At 60.1% G+C, this 20,974-nt stretch carries 20 protein-coding genes; 10 read left to right on the top strand and 10 right to left on the bottom strand.

The features are described from left to right. Window positions 1–15: 15 nt before the first annotated feature. A complete protein-coding gene (cysG, locus tag ACB032_RS11450; RefSeq protein ID WP_371137962.1) occupies window positions 16–1,428 on the bottom strand; it encodes a siroheme synthase CysG in 1,413 nt (470 codons plus the stop codon). Window positions 1,429–1,625: 197 nt separating this feature from the next. On the opposite strand from cysG, the gene ACB032_RS11445 reads away from it, so the two are divergent. Both ACB032_RS11445 and ACB032_RS11440 read left to right on the top strand, forming a co-directional pair. After that, window positions 1,626–2,546, top strand: coding sequence for an SPFH domain-containing protein (locus ACB032_RS11445; protein WP_011707311.1), 921 nt, complete (start codon window positions 1,626–1,628; stop codon window positions 2,544–2,546). Continuing rightward, window positions 2,543–2,998 carry an NfeD family protein gene (locus tag ACB032_RS11440; RefSeq protein ID WP_269384920.1) on the top strand — a complete coding sequence of 152 codons (456 nt, stop codon included), beginning with the start codon at window positions 2,543–2,545 and terminating at the stop codon, window positions 2,996–2,998. Before ACB032_RS11445 ends, ACB032_RS11440 begins: the two co-directional genes overlap by 4 nt. Window positions 2,999–3,081: 83 nt before the next feature. Here the strand turns inward: ACB032_RS11440 and ACB032_RS11435 are convergent, their stop codons facing one another. Beyond that, on the bottom strand, window positions 3,082–3,492 hold the full coding sequence (locus ACB032_RS11435; RefSeq protein ID WP_011707313.1) for a CBS domain-containing protein: 411 nt from the start codon (window positions 3,490–3,492) through the stop codon (window positions 3,082–3,084). Window positions 3,493–3,645: 153 nt separating this feature from the next. Between ACB032_RS11435 and ACB032_RS11430 the strand changes: the two genes are divergently transcribed. From ACB032_RS11430 to ACB032_RS11420, 3 genes are read left to right on the top strand one after another with little or no spacing between them, the layout of a single operon-like run. Continuing rightward, a complete protein-coding gene (locus ACB032_RS11430) occupies window positions 3,646–5,556 on the top strand; it encodes an ABC transporter ATP-binding protein (protein ID WP_371137961.1) in 1,911 nt (636 codons plus the stop codon). After that, entirely contained in the window at window positions 5,549–6,010 is a 462-nt protein-coding gene (locus ACB032_RS11425; RefSeq protein WP_371137960.1) for a DUF2390 domain-containing protein, read from the top strand. Before ACB032_RS11430 ends, ACB032_RS11425 begins: the two co-directional genes overlap by 8 nt. Beyond that, window positions 6,004–6,858 carry a 23S rRNA (adenine(2030)-N(6))-methyltransferase RlmJ gene (locus ACB032_RS11420; protein WP_371137959.1) on the top strand — a complete coding sequence of 285 codons (855 nt, stop codon included), beginning with the start codon at window positions 6,004–6,006 and terminating at the stop codon, window positions 6,856–6,858. The genes ACB032_RS11425 and ACB032_RS11420 overlap by 7 nt, the downstream gene beginning before the upstream one ends. A gap of 50 nt (window positions 6,859–6,908) precedes the next feature. On the opposite strand, the gene ACB032_RS11415 is transcribed toward ACB032_RS11420, so the two are convergent. After that, on the bottom strand, window positions 6,909–7,838 hold the full coding sequence (locus ACB032_RS11415; RefSeq protein ID WP_371137958.1) for a LysR family transcriptional regulator: 930 nt from the start codon (window positions 7,836–7,838) through the stop codon (window positions 6,909–6,911). Window positions 7,839–7,947: 109 nt separating this feature from the next. Between ACB032_RS11415 and ACB032_RS11410 the strand changes: the two genes are divergently transcribed. Then, complete coding sequence (locus ACB032_RS11410; protein ID WP_371137957.1) at window positions 7,948–8,547, top strand: FMN-dependent NADH-azoreductase; 600 nt, start codon at window positions 7,948–7,950, stop codon at window positions 8,545–8,547. Window positions 8,548–8,644: 97 nt separating this feature from the next. On the opposite strand, the gene ACB032_RS11405 is transcribed toward ACB032_RS11410, so the two are convergent. Then, complete coding sequence (locus tag ACB032_RS11405) at window positions 8,645–8,851, bottom strand: hypothetical protein (protein ID WP_269384946.1); 207 nt, start codon at window positions 8,849–8,851, stop codon at window positions 8,645–8,647. 186 nt (window positions 8,852–9,037) lie between these two features. Between ACB032_RS11405 and ACB032_RS11400 the strand changes: the two genes are divergently transcribed. The 4 genes from ACB032_RS11400 to ACB032_RS11385 all read left to right on the top strand — a co-directional run bounded on the left by ACB032_RS11400 (window position 9,038) and on the right by ACB032_RS11385 (window position 13,274). After that, window positions 9,038–9,400: a DUF2061 domain-containing protein gene (locus ACB032_RS11400; RefSeq protein ID WP_226009378.1), complete on the top strand. Its 363-nt coding sequence runs from the start codon at window positions 9,038–9,040 to the stop codon at window positions 9,398–9,400. A gap of 457 nt (window positions 9,401–9,857) precedes the next feature. Continuing rightward, window positions 9,858–11,327: a DNA/RNA helicase domain-containing protein gene (locus ACB032_RS11395; protein ID WP_371137956.1), complete on the top strand. Its 1,470-nt coding sequence runs from the start codon at window positions 9,858–9,860 to the stop codon at window positions 11,325–11,327. Window positions 11,328–11,732: 405 nt separating this feature from the next. Then, window positions 11,733–12,194, top strand: a complete 462-nt coding sequence (locus ACB032_RS11390; protein ID WP_371137955.1) for an NUDIX pyrophosphatase — start codon at window positions 11,733–11,735, stop codon at window positions 12,192–12,194. Window positions 12,195–12,452: 258 nt separating this feature from the next. After that, on the top strand, window positions 12,453–13,274 hold the full coding sequence (locus ACB032_RS11385) for an alpha/beta fold hydrolase (protein ID WP_371137954.1): 822 nt from the start codon (window positions 12,453–12,455) through the stop codon (window positions 13,272–13,274). A gap of 121 nt (window positions 13,275–13,395) precedes the next feature. Here ACB032_RS11385 and putP read toward each other — a convergent pair whose 3' ends face one another. From putP to ACB032_RS11355, 6 genes are all read right to left on the bottom strand, one after another. Beyond that, window positions 13,396–14,913, bottom strand: coding sequence for a sodium/proline symporter PutP (gene putP / locus ACB032_RS11380; protein ID WP_371137953.1), 1,518 nt, complete (start codon window positions 14,911–14,913; stop codon window positions 13,396–13,398). A gap of 290 nt (window positions 14,914–15,203) precedes the next feature. After that, on the bottom strand, window positions 15,204–16,130 hold the full coding sequence (locus ACB032_RS11375) for a L,D-transpeptidase family protein (RefSeq protein WP_016351926.1): 927 nt from the start codon (window positions 16,128–16,130) through the stop codon (window positions 15,204–15,206). A gap of 187 nt (window positions 16,131–16,317) precedes the next feature. After that, window positions 16,318–17,559, bottom strand: coding sequence for a mechanosensitive ion channel family protein (locus tag ACB032_RS11370; protein ID WP_024945798.1), 1,242 nt, complete (start codon window positions 17,557–17,559; stop codon window positions 16,318–16,320). A 132-nt stretch (window positions 17,560–17,691) separates the two neighbouring features. Next, a complete protein-coding gene (locus tag ACB032_RS11365; protein WP_024945799.1) occupies window positions 17,692–18,891 on the bottom strand; it encodes an acetate kinase in 1,200 nt (399 codons plus the stop codon). Window positions 18,892–19,065: 174 nt separating this feature from the next. After that, window positions 19,066–19,536: a YhcH/YjgK/YiaL family protein gene (locus tag ACB032_RS11360; protein WP_371137952.1), complete on the bottom strand. Its 471-nt coding sequence runs from the start codon at window positions 19,534–19,536 to the stop codon at window positions 19,066–19,068. A gap of 310 nt (window positions 19,537–19,846) precedes the next feature. Further along, on the bottom strand, window positions 19,847–20,953 hold the full coding sequence (locus ACB032_RS11355) for a 1-acyl-sn-glycerol-3-phosphate acyltransferase (protein WP_011707330.1): 1,107 nt from the start codon (window positions 20,951–20,953) through the stop codon (window positions 19,847–19,849). Between the last annotated feature and the right edge of the window lie 21 nt (window positions 20,954–20,974).

Genomic DNA, 20,974 nt, shown 5'->3' with positions numbered 1-20,974 from the left:
TGTCGCTGCCAGCGCTCAGGCCAGGCTCACCAGCTTGAGGTCGCTGGTGCCCTGCTGTTGCCCCTCGCCAAACCAGGCGAGCCGCTCGCGCAGGGCGACCACTTCGCCGATGACGATAAGGGACGGGCTCACCGCCTGTTTGGCCAGCTCCGCCAGATCCGCCAGCGTGCCGGTCAGCACCCGCTGGCGGGATGTGGTGCCGCGCTCGATGATGGCGATGGGAGTAGCGCTGCTGCGGCCATGGCTCACCAGCTGCTGCTGGATGTGCTCGGAGCGCATCAGCCCCATGTAGATCACCAGGGTCTGGCTGGTGGCGGCGAGCTGCTGCCAGTCGGGCTCCTTGCCCTCTTTCTGACAATGGCCAGTGATGAAGACGGCGCTCTGGGCATGGTCGCGGTGGGTAAGCGGAATGCCGGCATAGGCGGTGGCACCGGCAGCCGCCGTGATGCCGGGCACTACCGAGAAGGGGATGCCTTCGTCGGCCAGCACTTCCAGCTCTTCGCCGCCACGGCCGAACATGAAGGGATCGCCCCCCTTGAGCCGCACCACCCGGTTGCCCGCTTTGGCGAACGTAACCAGCAGGCGATTGGTCTCCTCCTGCGGCACGCTGTGGGCGCCGGCCTTCTTGCCAACCGACACCAGGGTGGCGTCGCGGCGCACCAGATCCAGGATCTCTGGCGAGACCAGCTGGTCATAGAGCACCACTTCAGCCTGCTGAATTTGTTGCAGCGCCTTGAGGGTCAGCAGGCCCGGATCGCCGGGGCCCGCCCCCACCAGCACCACCTCGCCCACTTCGCTTGTCGCCTGGTCGAGGCCATCGTTCAGCCACTGCTCGGCCCCCTGCCAATCCTCTTTCTCAATCAGACCGGCCAGGGTGTTGGAGGCAAAGGCGCGCTCCCAGAAGCGGCGACGATCGGAGATCGAGGAAAGCACCCGCTTGGCCTGATCGCGCACCCGGCCGGAGAGCTCGGCCAGCCCACCAAGATGGCGCGGCAGCAGGCTCTCGAGCCGCTCGCGCAACAGGCGTACCAGCACCGGCGCCTTGCCGCCGCTGGAGACGGCCACCATGATGGGGCTGCGATCGATGATGGAAGGGAAGATGAAGCTGGAGCGCTTGGGGTCGTCCACCACGTTGACGAACAGACCGAGCTGGTTGGCGCTCTGATAGACCAGGGCGTTCACCTCGAGATCGTCGGTAGCGGCCACCACCAGGATCTGGCCGGTCAGGTGGGCCGGGGTGAAGCGCTCCGCCAGATGGGTGAAGCGACCGGCAAATTGATGGAAGTCGGGTTCAAGCTCGGGGGAGACCAGGGTCAGCCTGGCACCGGCCGCCAGCAGCAGGCGCGCCTTGCGCAGGGCCACTTCGCCCCCGCCCACCAGCAGCACCGGGCGACCGTCCAATTTGGCAAACATCGGCAAATAATCCATTTCGGCCCATCCCTCGGAACACGACTAATATGGGGCGACTATAGGCAGGGCTGCTTATCCCTCAAAATAATAAAAAATGCTTTTTAATGCGTTTTAGTAATTAACAAAGCCGTATGATGACAAAGGTGAAGCAAGGCGCTTGTGGTGCCAGGCGCAAGGCCATAGGCTAGTGAAAGTGTTTCATAAGGAGCTTAATAATGAATGAGTCATTGATTGTGCTGGGGATCTTCGTGTTTCTGGTGCTCGCGACCCTGAGCGCCGGCATCAAGATAGTGCCGCAGGGCTACAACTGGACCGTGGAGCGCTTCGGCCGCTACACCCGCACTCTGGTGCCGGGCCTCAACCTGCTGATCCCCTATGTGGACAGGGTCGGCCACAAGATCATCATGATGGAGCAGGTGCTGGACATCCCGGCGCAGGAGGTGATCTCTCGCGACAACGCCAACGTCACCATCGACGCCATCAGCTTCGTGCAGGTGGTGGATGCCCGCAAGGCGGGCTATGAGGTCAACGATCTCACCAGCGCCATCCGCAATCTCACCATGACCAACATGCGGACCGTGCTCGGCGCCATGGAGCTGGACGAGATGCTCTCCCAGCGCGACACCATCAACGAGAAGCTGCTGCGCACCATGGATGCCGCCACCGCCCCCTGGGGCATCAAGGTGACCCGGATCGAAATCAAGGATGTACGTCCGCCGCTGGCACTGGTCGAAGCCATGAACGCCCAGATGAAGGCCGAGCGCCAGAAACGGGCCGAGGTACTGGAAGCGGAAGGGGTGCGCCAGTCCAAGATCCTGAAAGCGGAAGGGGAGAAGCAGTCCCAGATCCTCAAGGCCGAGGGTGAGCGTCAGGCCGCCTTCCTCGCCGCAGAAGCGCGCGAGCGGGCCGCCGAAGCGGAAGCCAAGGCGACCCACATGGTCTCCAAGGCCATCGCCGAAGGGGATCTGCAGGCCATCAACTACTTCGTGGCCCAGAAATACACCGAGGCGCTGGCCCGCATCGGCGAAGGCCCCAACAGCAAGGTGGTGATGATGCCCTTGGAGGCGGGCAGCCTGATCGGCGCCGTCGCCGGCATGGCCGAGCTGTTCAAGGATGGCAAGGGCGGCAAGTCATGACAGCCCTGTTCGAGGGGCTGACCCACTGGCACTGGCTGGGGCTCGGCTTCGCGCTGCTGGCCATCGAGGTGCTGGGCTCGGTGGGCTTTCTGCTCTGGACCGGCATCGCCGCGCTGGAAGTGGGCCTGCTGCTGCTGGTCTGGCCCTTCGGCTGGCAGGCGCAGCTGCTGCTGTTTGGCCTGCAATCCCTGCTCACCACCTGGGCCTGGTGGCGCTGGCAGCATCGCCGGGATCGCTCCAGCCGGGATGCCGCCGCCCCCATCAACGAGCGGATGCAGGGCTATCTGGGCCGCGAGCTGGTGCTGCTGGATGACGTGTCTCAGGGGATGAGCCGGGTGCACCTGGACGACACCGCCTGGACGGTGCGCTGCAACCAGCCACTGCTCGCCGGCAGCAAGGTGCGGGTGACGGGGCATGACTCCCATATCCTGCTGGTGGAACCGCTGCCCTGACACAGGGGCAAGGCGCCATGACCGCCAACAATAAAGGGCTCCTCAGAGCCCTTTTCGCTGTCTTGCAAACTGTGCCGGCGGGCCTAGAAGGCGTCGCTGTCGAGGGCGGCGCGCAGCAGATCCTTCCAGCTGATGATGCCGACCAGGGCGCCGTTTTCCAGCACCGGCAGGCAGGAGACGTTCTTCTCCAGCATCATCTTGACCCCGTCCCGCACCGTGAGCTGGGGGGCGATGGTGATGGGATGGCGGCTCATGATCTGGTGGGCGCGCCGGTTGAGGGTCTCGGTGTCGCGGCTCATCTCGGCCTCGGAGTCCAGATAGGGGCTGATGGCGCGGAACAGATCCCGGTCTGAAATGACCCCCACCAGCTCCTCCTCTTCCAGCACCAGCAGGTGGCGAAAGTGAGCCTGCTCGAAGATCTCCTTGATGACATTGAGCCGGTCATCCATGGAAACGGTGGCGACCCGGGTCGTCATGATGTCCCTGATAAGCATGCTAACCTCCCCAACCCTGACTGATTGCTCTGTTATGGCATGTTTTTGCCCCCCCAGCCAGTGGTTGCCCCCCGCCTCAAGTGCAAATCTGCGCCGTTTCACGTAAGATCCGCGCCAGTTTTTCTCCTCCATTTGAGCCAAGCAGACCAATCCATGATAGTTGCCAGTCAAATCGAACTGATCCGCGGCGGCCGCAAGCTGCTGGACAACGCATCCGCCACCATTCATCCCGGCCACAAGGTGGGTCTGGTGGGCAAGAACGGCTGTGGCAAGTCCACCTTTTTTGCACTGGTACGGGGCGAGCTGGCCATCGACAGCGGCACCTTCAGCCTGCCCACCGGCTGGCAGATTGCCGGCGTGGCGCAGGAGACCCCGGCGCTGGACTGCTCCGCCCTCGACTACGTGATTGACGGCGACAAGGAGTTCCGCGCGCTGGAAGCCCAGCTGGCCCAGGCCGAGCAGGATGACAACGGCCTGCTGGTGGCCGAGCTGCACGGCAAGCTCGACACCATCGGCGCCTACAGCATTCGTGCCCGCGCCTCCGAGCTGCTGCACGGCCTCGGTTTCAGCGACGAGCAGCTGAGTTCGCCGGTACGCAGCTTCTCCGGTGGCTGGCGCATGCGCCTGAACCTCGCCCAGGCGCTGCTGTGCCGTTCCGATCTGCTGCTGCTCGATGAACCGACCAACCACCTGGATCTCGACGCCGTCATCTGGCTGGAGAAGTGGCTCAAGGCCTATCAGGGCACGCTGGTGCTGATCTCCCACGACCGCGACTTCCTCGATTCGGTCATCAGCCGCATCATCCACATCGAGAACGGCAAGCTCAACGAATACACCGGCGGCTACTCCGACTTCGAACTGCAGCGCGCCGAACACCTGGCCCAGCAGCAATCCATGTACGAGAAGCAGCAGCGCGAGATGTCCCACATGCAGGCGTATGTGGACCGCTTCCGCTACAAGGCTTCCAAGGCCCGCCAGGCCCAGAGCCGGCTCAAAGCGATGGAGCGGATGGAGAAGATCCTGCCGGCCCACGCCGACTCCGAGTTCAGCTTCGAGTTTCGCGAGCCGTCGGCCCTGCCGACCCCGCTGATTGCCATGGAGAACCTCAGCGCCGGTTATGGCGACAAGGTGATCCTGGAGAAGATCAAACTCAACCTGGTGCCCGGTTCGCGCATCGGCCTGCTCGGTCGCAACGGCGCCGGCAAATCCACCTTCATCAAGATGCTGTCGGGCTCCAACCCGCCGCTCTCCGGCAAGCTCGAGGTGAGCGCCGGGGTCAGCATCGGCTACTTCGCCCAGCATCAGCTGGAGACCCTGCGTCTGGACGACTCGCCCCTCGATCATCTGGTGCGCCTCGCGCCGGACAAGACCGAGCAGGAGCTGCGCAACTATCTGGGCAGCTTTGGCTTTCACGGTGACAAGGCGCTCGACAAGGTGGCTCCCTTCTCCGGCGGCGAGAAGGCGCGGCTGGTGCTGGCCCTCATCACCTGGCAAAAGCCCAACCTGCTGCTGCTGGATGAACCGACCAACCACCTGGATCTGGAGATGCGCCACGCCCTGACCATGGCGCTGCAAGGCTTCGAGGGCGCCATGGTGGTGGTCTCCCACGACCGGCACCTGCTGCGTACCACCACCGACGACTTCTATCTGGTGCACGGTGGCCGGGTCGAGCCGTTCGACGGCGATCTGGACGACTACCACAAGTGGCTCGGCGAGCAGGAGAAAGAGGCCAACGCCAAACCGGACGACGGCCCTGTCTCCGCCAACTCGGCGGTAGCGCGCAAGGATCAGAAGCGGCGCGAGGCGGAGTTCCGGCAAGCGACCCGGCCGCTGCGCCAGAAGCTCGAAAAGCTCGAAACCAGCATGGAGAAACTGCAGGCCAAGCTGGCCGCGGTGGAAGAGCAGCTGGCCGATCCCGCCATCTATGAAGAGAGCGCCAAGCAGAAGCTCTCCGAGCTGCTCAAGTCCCAGGGCCCCATCAAGGAGGAGCTGGAAGGGGTGGAGCTGGAGTGGATGAGCCTCTCCGAGGAGCTGGAAACCATGGAGCAGGCCTTCTTTGCGTGACGAACAGCTGATGGCGAGTGAGCGGATCGCCGCCCACGAACTGCCGGGCCCGCTCGACTTCTGGCAGTGGAGCGGCGAGGTGTACGGTGCGCGCAGCCAGGACTGGCTCAGCGTGCAGGCGCAGGGGGGCAACGTCAATCTGGCCCTGCTGCTGCACCGGCTGGATCTGTGCGGGATCCCGGTCGATCTGACCGACCTGCAACCGGCGCTGGTGCAGACCGAGGCGGTGCTCGGCCCCTGGCGCACCCTGCGCTCGAGCGCCAAGGCGCGGCTCGGCGAGCAGGAGTATCAGGCCATACTGGCCCATGAGCTGGAGCTGGAGCGGCTGCAACAAGGGGTGCTGCTGCAGACCCTGCGCAGCCTCACCCTGTTTCGCGGCAACAGCCGAAACTTGTTGAACTATCTATTGTTACTGGGGGCCCAGCAGGGCCCCCTCAGAGACCTAATATGCTGAGTTATCGCCACGCCTTTCACGCCGGCAACCACGCCGACGTGCTGAAACACACCGTTCAGGCCCTGATCATCGAGTCCCTCAAGAAGAAGGAGAAACCCTTCATCGTGCTGGACACCCACGCCGGCGGCGGTCTCTACGACCTGCGCGGCGACAGGTCCCAGAAGAAGGCGGAATATGCCGACGGCATTGGCCGGCTGTGGGACGAGCGGGCCCAGTGGTCTGCCATGGCCCCCTATCTCGGCGTCATCGAGGAGATGAACAGCGATGGCCAGCTGCACTACTACCCCGGCTCGCCGGAGCTGTCGCGCCGCCTCGCCCGCGAGCAGGACAAGCTGGCGCTGATGGAGCTGCACAACAACGAGGTGGAAGACCTGCGCGCCAACATGGGTTACGACCCCCGCGTCGCCGTGCACCATAGGGACGGCTTCGAGGGGCTGGTGGCCCTGCTGCCGCCCACGCCGCGCCGCGGCCTGGTACTGATCGACCCGCCCTATGAGCTCAAAGAAGATTACTTCGCGGTGGTCGATACCCTGAAAAAGGCGCAAAAACGCTGGGCCACCGGCATCTACGCCCTCTGGTATCCCATTCTGGGGGAAGAGGCGGACAAGTCTCGCGACATGCTGCGCGCCATCAAGCGCGAGAACTTCGGCAACGTCCTGGTGGCCGAACTGGAAGTGGCCGGCCAGACCAAGGACTGGGGCATGAACGGCTCAGGCATGCTGATAGTGAGCCCCCCCTGGCTGCTGGACGAGCAGATCGAAGCCTTCCTCAAACCCCTCTGCGCCAAGCTGGCGCAGGGCGCCGGTGCCCAGTACAAGGTCGAGTGGCTCAACAAGGTTGAAGCGTAACGCCTTGCATCACTCGCACACCGCCAAGGGCCTGCCACTGCAGGCCCTTTTTATTGGTCATGGCTGCCCGCCCCCGCCACGCTGGCAAGCCGCTCCGGCAGCCGGCTCGCCAACCAGTCGATGGCCATTCTGGTCTTGAGCGGCAGGTGCGGGCTGTGGGGCCAGAGGGCATTAATGGGGTAGCTCCGCCCCTTGAGCGAACCCAGCACTTCGCGCAGTTCGCCTCGCTCAAGGTGCGGGCGCGCCAGCCAGGTCGGCAACCAGGCCAGGCCAAAGCCCGCGATGGCCGCCTGGGTGATGACGTGCAGATCGTCCAGCTGCAGGCGCCCCGTCGGCCGCACCGATTGCCACTGGCCATCCAGTTGCCACTGCCACGCCAGCACCCGCCCCTGTCGCAGATAGGCGATGCCTTCGTGCTCGGCCAGATCCGCCAGCGTCATCGGTTCGCCCCGCTCGGCCAGATAGCTGGGCGCGGCGCAGAGCGTCATGCCGTGCTCGCCGAGCCGGCGCGCCGCCAGATCCAGGCTGTCCGGCGGCTCCCCGTTGCGGATCACCAGATCGAGCCCCTCCTCCACCAGATCCACCTTGCGATCGCTGAACGACAGCGACAGCGCCAGCCCGGGATGGGCCTGCGCCAGCTCCAGCAGCAGGGGCGCCACGCACAGCTGACCGAACAGCACCGGCATGGAGACCTTGAGGCTGCCGTTGAGGGTGAGCTTGTTGCTGGCCAGCGCCGCCTCACCGAGGCGCACCTCCTCCAACGCCCGCAGGCAGTGGCGATGGAACAGTGCCCCCTCCTCGGTCAGGCTCTGGCTGCGAGTGGTGCGGTGAAACAGCTGGACGCCGAGACGCTGCTCGAGTCGGGCAATCCCCTTGCCCACCGCCGAGCGGGTGAGGTGAAGCCGCTCGGCGGCCTGAGCGAAACTGCCCGCCTCCACCACGCTGGCGAACAGATCGAGGCCATTGAGGCTGTTTGCCATCTATTGCATACCTTGTGGAACCAATATGGCGAAATAGTATCAGCACTGCGGAAAAAAATGACTGATAAGCTCCCTCCATCCCCACACTTTGTCAGATGGAGTTCACCTCATGAGTCAGATCCTGCTGCTGCAATCCAGCCTCAACGGCCCCGCGTCCCGTACCAACCAGTTGATGGAGCGCTTTCTGCAAGCCCGCCGGGAGCAGGGCTACCAGGACCAGGTGGTGGTACGCGACCTGCCCGCCCTCGCCCTGCCGCCACTGGACAGCGCGCTGTTTCACGCCCTACGGGGCAGCGAGCCGGCCAGCGAGGCCATCCGCCAGGCGGTGGCGCTGTCGGATCAACTGATTGCCGAGCTCAAGGCCGCCGACCTGCTGCTGATCGGCGCCCCCATGTACAACCTCAACGTGCCGACCCCGCTCAAGAACTGGTTCGATCTGGTGGCACGAGCCAGGGTCACCTTTCGCTACACCGACAGCTACCCCATGGGGCTGGTGGAGGGGGTAAAAGCCCTGGTGTTCAGCAGCCGCGGCGGCGTACATCAGGGACAGGCAACGGATGCGGTCACCCCCTACCTCGAGTCCGTGCTCGGCCTGATGGGCATTGCGGAGGTGGAGTTCATCTACGCGGAAGGGATGGACCTGCGCCCCCACGGCGTGGAGCAGGGCATGCGCCAGGCCCATGAGCGGATCGCCGCCCTCAGCCGGTGAGCCCCTCCCCCGCCTCTTGCCACCCCAACCGTCAGCTGCGCGGGAGACGCCCAAATAAAAAAGCCCCGTCACGGGGCTTTTTGCATGCCGGCCAGCCTCACGTTTTGCCTGGGAGATCCCGCCAGAGCGCCAGAATGAGCAGCGCCAGCAGGGCGAAAGGCGGGGCCAGACTAAGCAGCATGCACAGCACGGTGATCAGCGCCGGATGCTTGCTCTTGCGGCGGGCCAGTCGCCAGGCCACGACGCCGACGATGATCATCAGCAACAGGATGAACTGCCCCAACAGGGTGGCGTTGATATTCATATGCATGAAAGCTCCTTTTTCATGGCAAAGGCTCACTCTAGCGCCGCTGTGGCCCCAGGCAACTCCCAATCCGGTGAGGGCGTTCTCACTTGATAGGCTCTCCCTATTCGATCATTAGATGAGAATAGTTTTCATTTAATGCAATTTAGGGGGATACTCTGCTCATCACCAGAGGGAGCCGCCATCATGAAAAAGACCATCAGCTTTGCCGTTTTGCACTTCACCGTGGCCTTCACCGTGGCTTACCTGCTGACCGGTGAACTGCTCACCGCCAGCCTGATCGCCTTGATCGAACCCGCCGTCAACACGGTCGCCTTCTACTTCCACGATCTCGGCTGGCACAAGCTCAAGCCCGACCACAGCCTGCAGGCCAAGACCAGCAGCTTCGCCCTGGTGCACTTTTCGGTGGCCTTCGGCGTCGCCTATCTGCTGAGCGGCGAGCTGCTCACCGGCGGCGTGATGGCGATGATCGAGCCTGCCATCAACACCGTCGTTTTCTTCTTCCACGAGCGGCTGTGGCGCGCCCGCCAGTCGCTGGCACTGGCCTGAGGGAGGGGCTGCGGCCCTTCCCCACGCCTGAACAAGCTTCTCTCCCCCGGCAAGGGCCCCCCTTGCCGTACTGACCAATTTGTTGATCCCGCCCCAACATTTATCACCTCGCCCTTCCCCTGCGCCCCTCTCTCGCTACCATACCCGAATGGCAATCCAAGCCTCATCGGAGTCATCCATGAGCCCTCTCCGCCACCCCGTTGGTTACAAAGCAGCAGACTGGAGGCTGTAATTCAGGGGCGGTAGCAATTCCGATGTTTAAACACAATATTCTCGTACAGGGATATTCCCTAGAGACACTCCATTAGAATGGAGCCACAACAAATCAATTAGTTACATGAGTACACGTTAGAATATCTCCCCCCCACAACACTAAGTAATTAGTTTCAGAAAGTCATCATATTAGCTAAAAATCACCCGTTAACAGATATAATTTTAGATACCATAGGTTTAATAAATGAAAAGCATAAATATCTTATCTCTTATACAGGCCTACTCATCCCTTTCCTCTGATGAATACAATAGTTTTATAAAAAACTATAACATTGATATAAAAAGAAATGAGGTTGACGATCTAAAAACATTATCAGCTGAAATGTATGAAATTCTTCCATTTGTGAGTATATTTAACAACTTCTACATAGGATATAAAATACAACACATCAGCAAAGAATTTGATTTATTAAGGTTTGGAAGCAACTATATAATTAACGTTGAGATCAAAAAAATTAGTACGACAGAAAAAATAAAACGACAACTTAAAAGAAATAATTACTATCTTGGTCACATAAATAAAGTCATACATAACTTTTGTTTTATCTCCCAAAAAAAGACACTTTACAAGTTAAATTCTGTCGGTGAGATAGAGGTTGTTGAGTTAACACATTTAGTTAAGTTGTTAACCCAGCAAAACTTGATGAACCTAGACAATCCTGACAATTTATTCAATCCATCAGAATACCTAGTGTCACCGTTCAACTCCACAGATAAGTTTATAAACAATCAATACTTTTTGACGAGTCAGCAGGAGGTAATCAAAGATAAAGTTATCGATGCAATAGAAAATAATACAACAAAATTCATGGCTATTACTGGTGGACCAGGCACAGGAAAAACGCTATTAACATATGATGTTATAAAAACCATTAGGAAGAAAAAACGCACATTAATAGTACATTGTGGACAATTAAATGATGGGCATGCTCGCTTAATAACAAAAGGATGGAATATTACAGCCATAAAGGAATTAAAAAATCATGATTTAAGTAGTTTAGATCTAGTTCTAATAGATGAAACACAACGGATATATATATCCCAATTTAATAAAATACTTGATGATGCCGAAACTAGTAACTTTCAATGTATCTTTTCGTATGATAAACAGCAAACTTTATCTGTATCAGAAACCAATACAGATATTGACAGCAAAATAAATTCCATCAGAGGCATAGTTAAATATGCTCTATCAGATAAAATCAGAACAAACAAAGAGATCGCAAATTTTATTAAGTTATTATTCAACAATCAGAGGAATGATGTCGTCCTATCAAGTTGTGAAAATATAAGCTTTGATTATTTCACTGATTTAGAAAATGTCAGGGACTATATTTCACTAATAAGTGATGATGGATGGGAAGTTCTGAGACTGACCCCGTCACAATATAAGAGAGAACATCATGAATCATATTCTCACATAGAAAGTAAAACATCACACAAAGTAATTGGACAAGAATTTGACAATGTTGCTGTCGTTATAGACAAGCATTTTTATTACCATAAAACAGGTAGACTTCTATACAATTCAAATACCTACTACGACACTGTAAAAATGTTATTTCAGAATATAACCAGAACGAGAAAAAAGCTAAAACTAATTGTCATAGATAACAAACAAGTATTGAGCAGATGTTTATCCATTCTAAATTAAAAAATATAGCTAGCAGGACAATCGAAAATAACCCCACCACAACATAAGCAGGGATCGGAAGATCCCCTTACTAAGTTGATATCGACCGTTTTGGTTCGACCCAAGGCGCACCGATGCCACTATAAGCTGGATTTATGGGTTTTTCGATAATGACCCAACTTTTTCTTATAGTGGCTATCGCCAGCCTGAAAGAGCCCACTTACCGGCAGCAGGGCGTTTATCATATACCTTCCCGATCCTGTGACACGCCGGGACAGCGTGGATATGCAGTCACAGACTCACTCTTTTATCGTCAACGGCAGCGGGCAGGCAGCTTTTGCCAATACGTTGCAGGAGTGGCTGACAAAACAGTAAATAACAGCAGCCTCATGGTTCCGGTTTGACGTTATCGGTTTGGGGACAAATATGAGAACAGCAAAGCAGGCATTGGTCATTCCCTATGTTATTCGGGATGCCATGTTGCAGATGGTGATTTTAAAACGTGCCGATCTCGATATATGGCAGTGGGTAGCTGGAGGTGTCGAGGAGAACGAATCTCTTGATGAGGCCGCGCGACGCGAGTGCAGCGAAGAGCTCGGTATAGCATGCAGTGACAATCCACTCTTGCCACTCGAATCTCACTGCACAATCCCCAAGTGTCACTTTGATTTACAGGGCGCAGATTATGAACATCTATATACCGTCACCGAGTATGCCTTTGCTATCGAGTTAAAGGTGAGTGACAAGATTACGCTGAGTGAAGAACATGCAGAATATCTGTTGATCACTTACCCGCAGTTAAGAGACCTAAAAACATGGGACAGCAATAGAACCGCCGCTTGGGAATTACACCAGCGTTTGCTGGATAACCATCTCATTGTGGCCTGATATCATCTTGGATAATCGCGAATACACCCACCATCACATAAGCAAAGATCGGAAGATCCCCTGGTGGCGCTGCTGCCGACCTATTTGGCACGGCTCAAGGCGCACCGGAGCCACTATAAGCTGGATTTATGGGTTTTCCGATAATGACCCAACATTTGCTTATAGTGGCTATCGCCAGCCTTAAAGCGCCTACTTACCAGCCGCAGAGCGCTTGTCATATACTCTTCCGCTCTTACGACACGCCGAGGAGGCGTTGATATGCAGTCACAGACTCACACCTTTATCATCAATGGCAGCCCAATGCCCTGCCTGCAGGCCGGTTCGGGTGAGCCGCTGCTGCTGATCCATGGCGCGCTGGCTAACCACACCCTCTGGGTCGAACATATCGAGCAGCTCTCACAGCACTACACCGTCTATGCTCCCACCCTGCGCCACTTTGGCGAGGCGGGCAAAGAGGGACCTTTCGGTCTTGAGACCCATGCCGGCGACCTGCTGGCGCTGTTGGCACAGCTGGCGTGCGGGCCTGTCCATCTGGTCGGCTGGTCTTATGGCGCAGATGTAGCGCTGACCGCCGCCTTGCAAGCACCGGAGCACGTCCGAAGCCTCTATCTGGTGGAGCCGGGCTGCCCGGGGGCGCTGGATGAGCAGGGGCTCGCCGCCTTTATGGCCGATGCCGGCGCCATGTTCGGCCCCGTGTTTGGTCAGGTTGAAGCTGGACAGTTGCAAGAGGCGGTGGCCACCCTGATCGATGGCTCAGGGGGGCGTCAGGGCTATTTTGCCGCGCAACCCCTCAAGTGGCAGCAGGCCCAACTGGCGGAGGCCGCCAGCCTGCCCAAGCAGCTGAGCCAGAGCGAGCGGCCGGATTGGTCGCCGTCGCGCCTTGCCGCGCTCAGCGTGCCCACCTGCATCGTGCAGGGCGCACAGACCAGAGCGCTGTTTGCGCAAGTGTGCGAGGCACTTGGCAACGCCATTCCCGCCTGCCAGCGCCTGCAGGTGGCGGATGTTGGCCATCTCTACCCCATCGAGCAGCCCGCGCTGTTTATGCAGCAGCTGCAACGCTGGCTCGCCGCGCAAGGGTAGGCAGAGATCCCTGCAGACCGGTCTGCTATACACCAGTCGCACCTCAGGCAGGCTATGCTCACCTGAGCGCCATAAAAAAGCCCCGCATTGCGGGGCTTTTTTGTTATGCATAGTATCCAACTCAGTTGACGGCAACCGGCTGACCCAGCGCATCCGGCGGGGTCTGGAACTCGCGCTCGGCGTCGTCGAAGCGCTCCAGCATGGCCTTGGAGGGGGCCTTGTCCAGCAGGCTGAATACCAGGATCGCCAGGCCGGAGAAGAGGAAGCCTGGGATGATTTCATAGAGCCCCAGCCAGCCAAACTGCTTCCAGACGATGACGGTCAGGGCACCCACCAGCATGCCCGCCAGGGCGCCGTTGCGGGTCATGCGCGACCAGAGCACGGAGAGCAGCACCACGGGGCCGAAGGCGGCACCAAAGCCGGCCCAGGCGTAGCTCACCAGCCCCAGCACCCGGTTCTCCGGGTTCATGGCGACGGCGATGGCGATGAGCGCAATCACCAGCACCATCATGCGACCGACCCACACCAGCTCTTTCTGGGAGGCGTTCTTGCGCAGGAACGGCTTGTAGAGATCCTCGGTGATAGCGCTGGAGCAGACCAGCAGCTGGCAACTGAGGGTACTCATCACCGCCGCCAGGATGGCGGAGAGCAGCACGCCGGCGATCCAGGGGTTGAACAGGATCTTGGACAGCTCGATGAAGACCCGCTCCGGGTTGCCGGTAACGCCGGCCGCCTGCTCGGTGAAGGTGGAGAAATAGGCCAGGCCGAAGAAGCCGATGGCCACGGCGCCACCCAGGCAGAGCACCATCCAGGTCATGCTGATGCGGCGGGCATTGGCCATGGAGTGGTGGGAATCCGCCGCCATGAAGCGCGCCAGGATGTGGGGCTGACCGAAGTAGCCCAGGCCCCAGGCCATCAGCGAGATGATGGCGATGAAGTCCAGGTTCTTGAACATGTCGAGGTTGCTGGCGTTCTGCGCCGCCACCTGCACCATGGCGGTGTCGATGCCGCCCACCGCGATGATGACGAACACCGGGGTGAGGATCAGGGCGAAGATCATCAGGGTGGCCTGCACCGTATCGGTCCAGCTCACCGCGAGGAAGCCGCCGAAGAAGGTGTAGGTGATGGTGGCCGCAGCGCCGACCCAGAGGGCGGTGTCATAGCTCATGCCGAAGGTGCTCTCGAACAGGCGGGCACCGGCCACCACGCCGGAGGCGCAGTAGATGGTGAAGAACAGCAGTATCACCAGGGCGGAGAGGATGCGCAGCACCCGGCTCTTGTCCTCGAAGCGGTAGGTGAAGTAGTCCGGCAGGGTCAGGGCGTTGCGGTTCTTCTCGGTATGCACCCGCAGCCGGCCGGCGACCCAGCGCCAGTTGAGGTAGGCACCCAGGGTGAGGCCGATGGCGATCCAGCTCTCGGAGATGCCGCCGATGAAGACGGCGCCCGGCAAGCCCATCAGGAGCCAGCCGCTCATGTCGGAGGCGCCGGCGGAGAGGGCGGTCACCCAGCTCCCCATCCGGCGGCCGCCGAGAATGTAGTCGTCAAAGTTGCGGGTGGCGCGATAGGCGATAAAGCCGATCAGGACCATCCCGAGGATGTACACCAGAAAGGTGATGAGCATGGGTGTGCTGGCTGTCATTCAAAACTCCGTTATGTGACGTGTGTACCCGTTCTGACGACGGGCTCTTCCTTAAAAAAACCGCCCTAGCTTAATCAGCAGATCCCATGACCTCAACCTTTTTTAACAAACAGAAAACACAATATAAACGTTTCATCTTTAACCAACAGACCAGCTTTGCCCCGTTCCGCCAGATTTTATCCTGACGCAGCAACTGCTTATCCGCCGGGCACGAGCAGCGGCAGAGCCCCGCCACGACCGCAAAAAAAAAAGCCCCGACCAGAGGTCGGGGCCATGTCGGCAAGCACCAATCAGCGATTGATCGCGATCGGCATGCCGCTGCGCTGCTCCAGCGCCTGCTTGACCAGCTGGGAGTCGCTGTCGGCATGGGCGATGAAGCGGGTCACTGCCGGGGTCATCGGCAGCGGCGCAGGCAGGCTGGAGTTGAACTCCTCCTGATTGCGGGAGAGCGGCTGATGCACTTCCAGGTAGCGGCGGCCATCCGGCTCGACACTGGCCTTGATCGGCTGGTTGACGAACTGGACGCGGGTACCGACCGGTACCTTCTTGAACAGGTACTCGATGTCGTCGTTGCGCAGCCGCACGCAGCCATGGCTCACCCGCAGGCCGATGCCGAACTGGGCGTTGGTGCCGTGGATGGCGTACATCTTGCCGATGTAGAGCGCGAACAGCCCCATGGGGTTGTCCGGGCCGGCCGGCCACACCGCCGGCAGGCTTTCGCCACGGGCGGCATATTCGGCATGCATCTTGGCGGTCGGGGTCCAGGTCGGGCCCGCCTTCTTGCGCTGCACGCTGGTCACCCAGTTTTCCGGGGTGTCGGTGCCGAGCTGGCCGATGCCGATGGGCAGCACTTCTACTACCTTCTTGCCTTTCGGGTAGTAGTAGAGGCGCATCTCGGCCACGTTCAGCACGATGCCTTCACGGGGCGCATCCGGCAGGATCAGCTGGTGCGGCACGATCAGCTTCTCGCCGGTCTGCAGCAGCAGGGGATCCGCCTTGGGGTTGGCCTCCAGCATGTTGGTCAGCCCCAGCTGGAATTTGGCGGCGGCGGCCTCCAGCGGCTGGCCGTTTTCTTCGGCCGGGACCACGTATTCCAGATTTTCACCCACCAGGCGGCTGTTGGCCGCAGGCAGGGCGTATTCAACAGCGAGCGCAGGCGCGGCGCCCAAGAGGAGGCTGCAGCACAGCGCGGCCGCAGTAGTGTGGAGGAGCTTCATAACTTTCCTGTAATGGATGACGTGGTTCAAGACTCTGGGCTGACCCGGGAGCGGCAGGCGATCCGGGGGGCGAAGAGAAGGCCGCCATTTTTCTCCTCTGCCGGACAAATTTCAACTGACAAGTGGCGGCGGGTCGGCGATTAATATCGCTTTTTTTATCCGCCGCCAGCCCCTGCCTATCGGTGGTTTACCCCTTTTGCCAGGCGCGCATATCGTAACCTGTGGGAGATTGGTGCAACCGCAGATGAAATTGCTCAATGATGGCAAAGATGTGGTCGAAAATGTCGGCCTGGATCCCTTCGTAATCGGCCCAGGCGGTGGTCGCCGTGAAGCAGTAAATCTCCAGCGGCAGGCCGTCCGAGGTCGGTGCCAGCTGGCGCACCATCAGGGTCATGTCCTTGCGGATGCCGGGGTGAGCGCGCAGGTAGGCGTCCAGATAGGCGCGCAGGGTGCCGAGGTTGGTGAGGTGACGACCGTTGATGGGGCAGCTGATGGCGTCGCTCAACTGCTGGTTGTAGGCGCTCAGCTCCTGCTCCTTGCGGCTCAGATAGGGCGCCAGCAGCTGGGCCTGCTTGAGCTGCAGCTGCTCCTCCGCCGTCAGGAAGCGCACGCTGGTCATGTCGATGTTGACGCTGCGCTTGATGCGCCGGCCACCCGACTCCGTCATCCCCTGCCAGTTCTTGAAGGAGTCGGAGATGAGGGCATAGGTGGGGATGGTGGTGATGGTCTTGTCCCAGTTCGACACCTTGACCGTGGTGAGACCGATGTCGGTCACCTCGCCATCGGCGCCGTACTTGTCCATCTGCAGCCAGTCACCGACGCTCAGCATGCGGTTGGCGGAGAGCTGGATGCCGGCCACCAGCCCGAGGATGGGATCCTTGAACACCAACATCAACACCGCAGTCATGGCACCCAGACCGCTGAACAGGAACAGCGGCGACTTGCCGAGCAGCAGGGCGATCATCAGGATGCCCACCAGGATGCTGCCCACCAGCTTCACCCCCTGGAAGATGCCGCGCAGGGGCAGATCCCGCCCGAGCCGGGTATAGCGGCTCACCGACAGCATGCAGTCGAGCAGGGCGAACAGGGAGAGCAGCAGGAACAGCAGGATCCAGAGCTGGGCCACCATCTCGATCAGTTGCAGGCTGTCGGAGTTGCGCGGCAGCCAGATCTCGGCCTGACCGAGCAGCACGGCCCCCTGCAGCACGAAGGCGAGCCGGTAGAACAAGCGTTGCTGCAACTGGGGCGGCAGCCACACCTGCTTGGTCTTGCCGAGCACCCCCACCAGCCGCACCAGCAGCACCCGGTGCAGCAGCATGTGCAGCAACAGCGAGGTAAGCACGATAAAGCCCAGAGCGATCACCAGCCCCATCATGCCGGTTACCTCCAGCCCGAGCCCGGCCAGCCAGCGAAAAAACATCTCCTTCATCCCATCCTCCTGTGCGTGAAACTGCGGTCAGGGTACGTATCTGCCACCCCATGTCAAATGACAGCCGGCGCCACGGCCGCCACAAACGACAACGCCCGGCAGGGGCCGGGCGTTGTCTGGGAGCGAGGGGCGTTAGCCGACCAGGCTCAGGGCATCGCGGGCGATGACCAGCTCTTCGTTGGTGGGCATCACCAGCGCCAGGCGGCTGCCTTCGGCCGTGATGGGGCCTTCACCACCCAGCACCGCGGCGTTGTTGGCTTCCTTGTCGATCTTGAAGCCGAACAGGGCCAGACGGGCCAGCACCATCTCGCGCACCATGGCGGCGTTTTCACCGATGCCGCCGGTGAACACCAGGGCGTCCAGACGACCATCCATGGCGGCAGCGTAGGCGCCGACATACTTGGCCACCCGGTAGGTGAACACGTCCAGCGCACGCTTGGCACCGGCGTCGGTGGCGTAGTTGGTGGTGACGTAGCGGCAGTCGCTGCTCGCCTCGGTCATGCCCAGCAGGCCGGACTCGCGGGTCAGGGTGTGGTTGATCTGCTCCACGCTGTAACCGAGCTGGTCGTGCATGAAGAAGACTACAGCGGGGTCTATGTCGCCGGAGCGGGTACCCATCGCCAGCCCTTCCAGCGGGGTCAGACCCATGGAGGTGTCGACGGATTCGCCGCCACGGATGGCGCAGACGGAGGCGCCGTTACCCAGGTGGCAGTTGATGATGTTGAGCTCGGAGAGCGGCTTGCCCAGCGCCTTGGCGGTCTCTTCCGCGATGAAGCGGTGGGAGGTGCCGTGGGCGCCGTAACGACGGATGCCGTTCTCTTTGTAGAGCTTGTAGGGCAGCGCGTAGAGGTAGGCTTCCTGTGGCAGGGTCTGGTGGAAGGCGGTGTCGAACACGGCCACGTTCTTCTCTGCCAGCGCCGGGAACACCTTGAGCGCGGCACGGATGCCGATCAGGTGCGCCGGGTTGTGCAGGGGGGCGAACGGAATGGCGGCTTCGATGCCGGCAATCACGCCGTCATCGATGCGAACGGAACGGGAGAACTGCTCGCCACCGTGCACGATGCGGTGACCGATGGCCACCAGCTGCTCGGCCAGGGTCGGATCCTGCGGCAGGATGTGACCCACGATGTGGTCGAGGGCCTCCTGGTGCGCGGCGCCCGCGCCCAGCATGGCTTCGCCCTTGACCCCGTGGAGTTTCCATTTGATACGTGCATCATCCAGATTGAAGCATTCGGCCAGGCCGGACAGCATGTCCTCACCTGTTTCGGCGTCCATTACGGCAAATTTCAGGGAAGAGCTACCGCAGTTAAGGATCAATACCAACTTGCTCATGTTCTACATCTTCCTGTGCTTCGGCTTTATGCCGACAGTGTCGTGTCATCCAAAATGGATGGGATTCCCCTGCCGGGGGCTTATGGTCGCAGGAAAGTGCGCCCAATTTTTCAATATGTTAAGTGCAAATCCGGATCATTCCGGGCACTCGTCTCAGCCAGGCTGCGCCAGCGGTTACAGGCCGACCAGCAGATCCCGGTGCACCTTGACCACCAGCTTCTTCACCTGAGCCGGCTGGTTGGGGGTACAGAGGGGGCGATGCAGTTCTCCCGGCCAGAAGATGGCGAAGTCGCCGGGCTGCAACGCCAGATAACTGGTCTGTTCGTCCTCGACGAACCAGAGGTCGGGATGGGGATGATCGGCGCCTTCGGCAACATAGCCATGGGGCCCGACCCCGATCCACTCTTCACCACGCAGCAGCAGCTGGATGTCCAGATACTGCTGATGGAACTCGCCACGGCGATCCGCGGCCGGCTCGGTCAGCTCTTCGCTCACCAGGCAGAACAGCGTGAGACCGTCGATCTCCTGCTTGCCGAGCGGCGCCTGCAGCCACTGTTCGACGCTTTGCACCACCTCGACCATGATGCGGTCCAGCGGGGCGGGCAGCGGCGTGCGCTGCAGGGTGTTCAGACTGCCGGTGATCATGGCGCTTCCTTAGGTGTATTCAGGCGACATCTTAGCCGCAAAATGAAAAAGGACCCTGTTGAGGTCCTTGTGTCACACCGCCTGCAATCCGTGCAGACAGAGATAGAGCATTTGCTCGTATCAAGCGGGATGAGTGCACTGTTACACACTCATCTGCGGCTTGCCAAGAGGCGCAAGCGCGTTCGCCCAGTGATCGTACCAGCTGAAACAATATTATTCACTACTCCAGCACCGCCGACTTTGACCAGACGCAAAAACGGGAGCATCTGCTCCCGTTTTTTTCGCATCACCTGGTGGTAACCGGTGCCATTCAAGCCTTGCCGGCGTTCTCCACCGGCTTGGCGTACATGGCGCGCCAGATGGCCTTGTGCTCTTCCGGCACCTCCGACTGACGGCTCAGGAAGGCAGCCTGCTCGATGGTGTTGGCCTTGCCGGACACATCTGCAGCCAGGTAGTTGCCCGGGAAGAGGCGGTAGTTGCCCCAGATCGCCTTGTCGATGAGCGCAGCCAGTTCGTCCGGATCGCTGAAGCCCTCGGTGATGGGGGCGCCGAAGGAGACATGTACCCGCCCCTTCTGGCCGACGATGCCGGCGACGATGCTCTCGATGTCCTCGAACTCGCCCTTCTCGTAGCTGCCGTTGACCGACTTCTCGTACAGCTCGCGCGCCTTGGCCTTGTCGGTGGGATCCAGCTCGTAGCTGATGCTGACCGGCACGATATTGAGGCTGCGCATGTAGTCGACGAACTCGATCTTCTGCTTCTTGCCGTCCACGTAGAACATCTTGAGGATGGCTGGATCTGTCTTGTCATCGCCGTTCTTGGCGCGCCCTTCCTTCTGGGCGATCCAGATGGAGTGGCCTTCGTGCACCGACTGGCCGATGTAGGCCGACAGCTCGCCGAGGGCCTTCATCATCTCCCGCGGCCCCTTGGCGGAGCGCTTGACGATGAAGCTCTTGTTGAGCTTCATCAGCTCGGTGGCGCAGGGTTTGCGCAGCAGGTTGTCGCCGATGGCAATGCGCACGGTATCGAAACCGTGGGTGTGCAGCCCCCAGTTGACGAACGCCGGATCCATGGCGATGTCCCTGTGGTTGGAGACGAACAGGTAGCCCTGCTCCTTCTTCAGATGCTCGAGCCCGGAGAAGGTCACCCCCTGGGTGGAGGTGGCGATCATCCGGCTCATGTAGCGGGTCACCCCCATCTGCACCTGATGGATGGTGGTCACCTTGGACCACTTGTAGCGCAGGAACTGGCGGATCAGCGGGCGGATGGCCCAGCCCAGCCAGCTCATCAGGGAGCCGAAACGATACTTGGCGATGGCGCCGACAAATTCATCATCCCGGATCAGCCGTTCGATGGCTGCCGGCACTTCCTCATCGCGGTAGGGGCGAATGTCCGCGAATCTATCTACTTCAGTCACAGTGTCAGCCTTGCAGGTAAG

Origin of the sequence: Aeromonas sp. S5(2024), assembly GCF_041403025.1 — a bacterium.
GTDB classification, from domain to species: Bacteria; Pseudomonadota; Gammaproteobacteria; order Enterobacterales; family Aeromonadaceae; genus Aeromonas; species Aeromonas hydrophila.
This window is presented reverse-complemented; position numbering and strand designations above follow the sequence as displayed.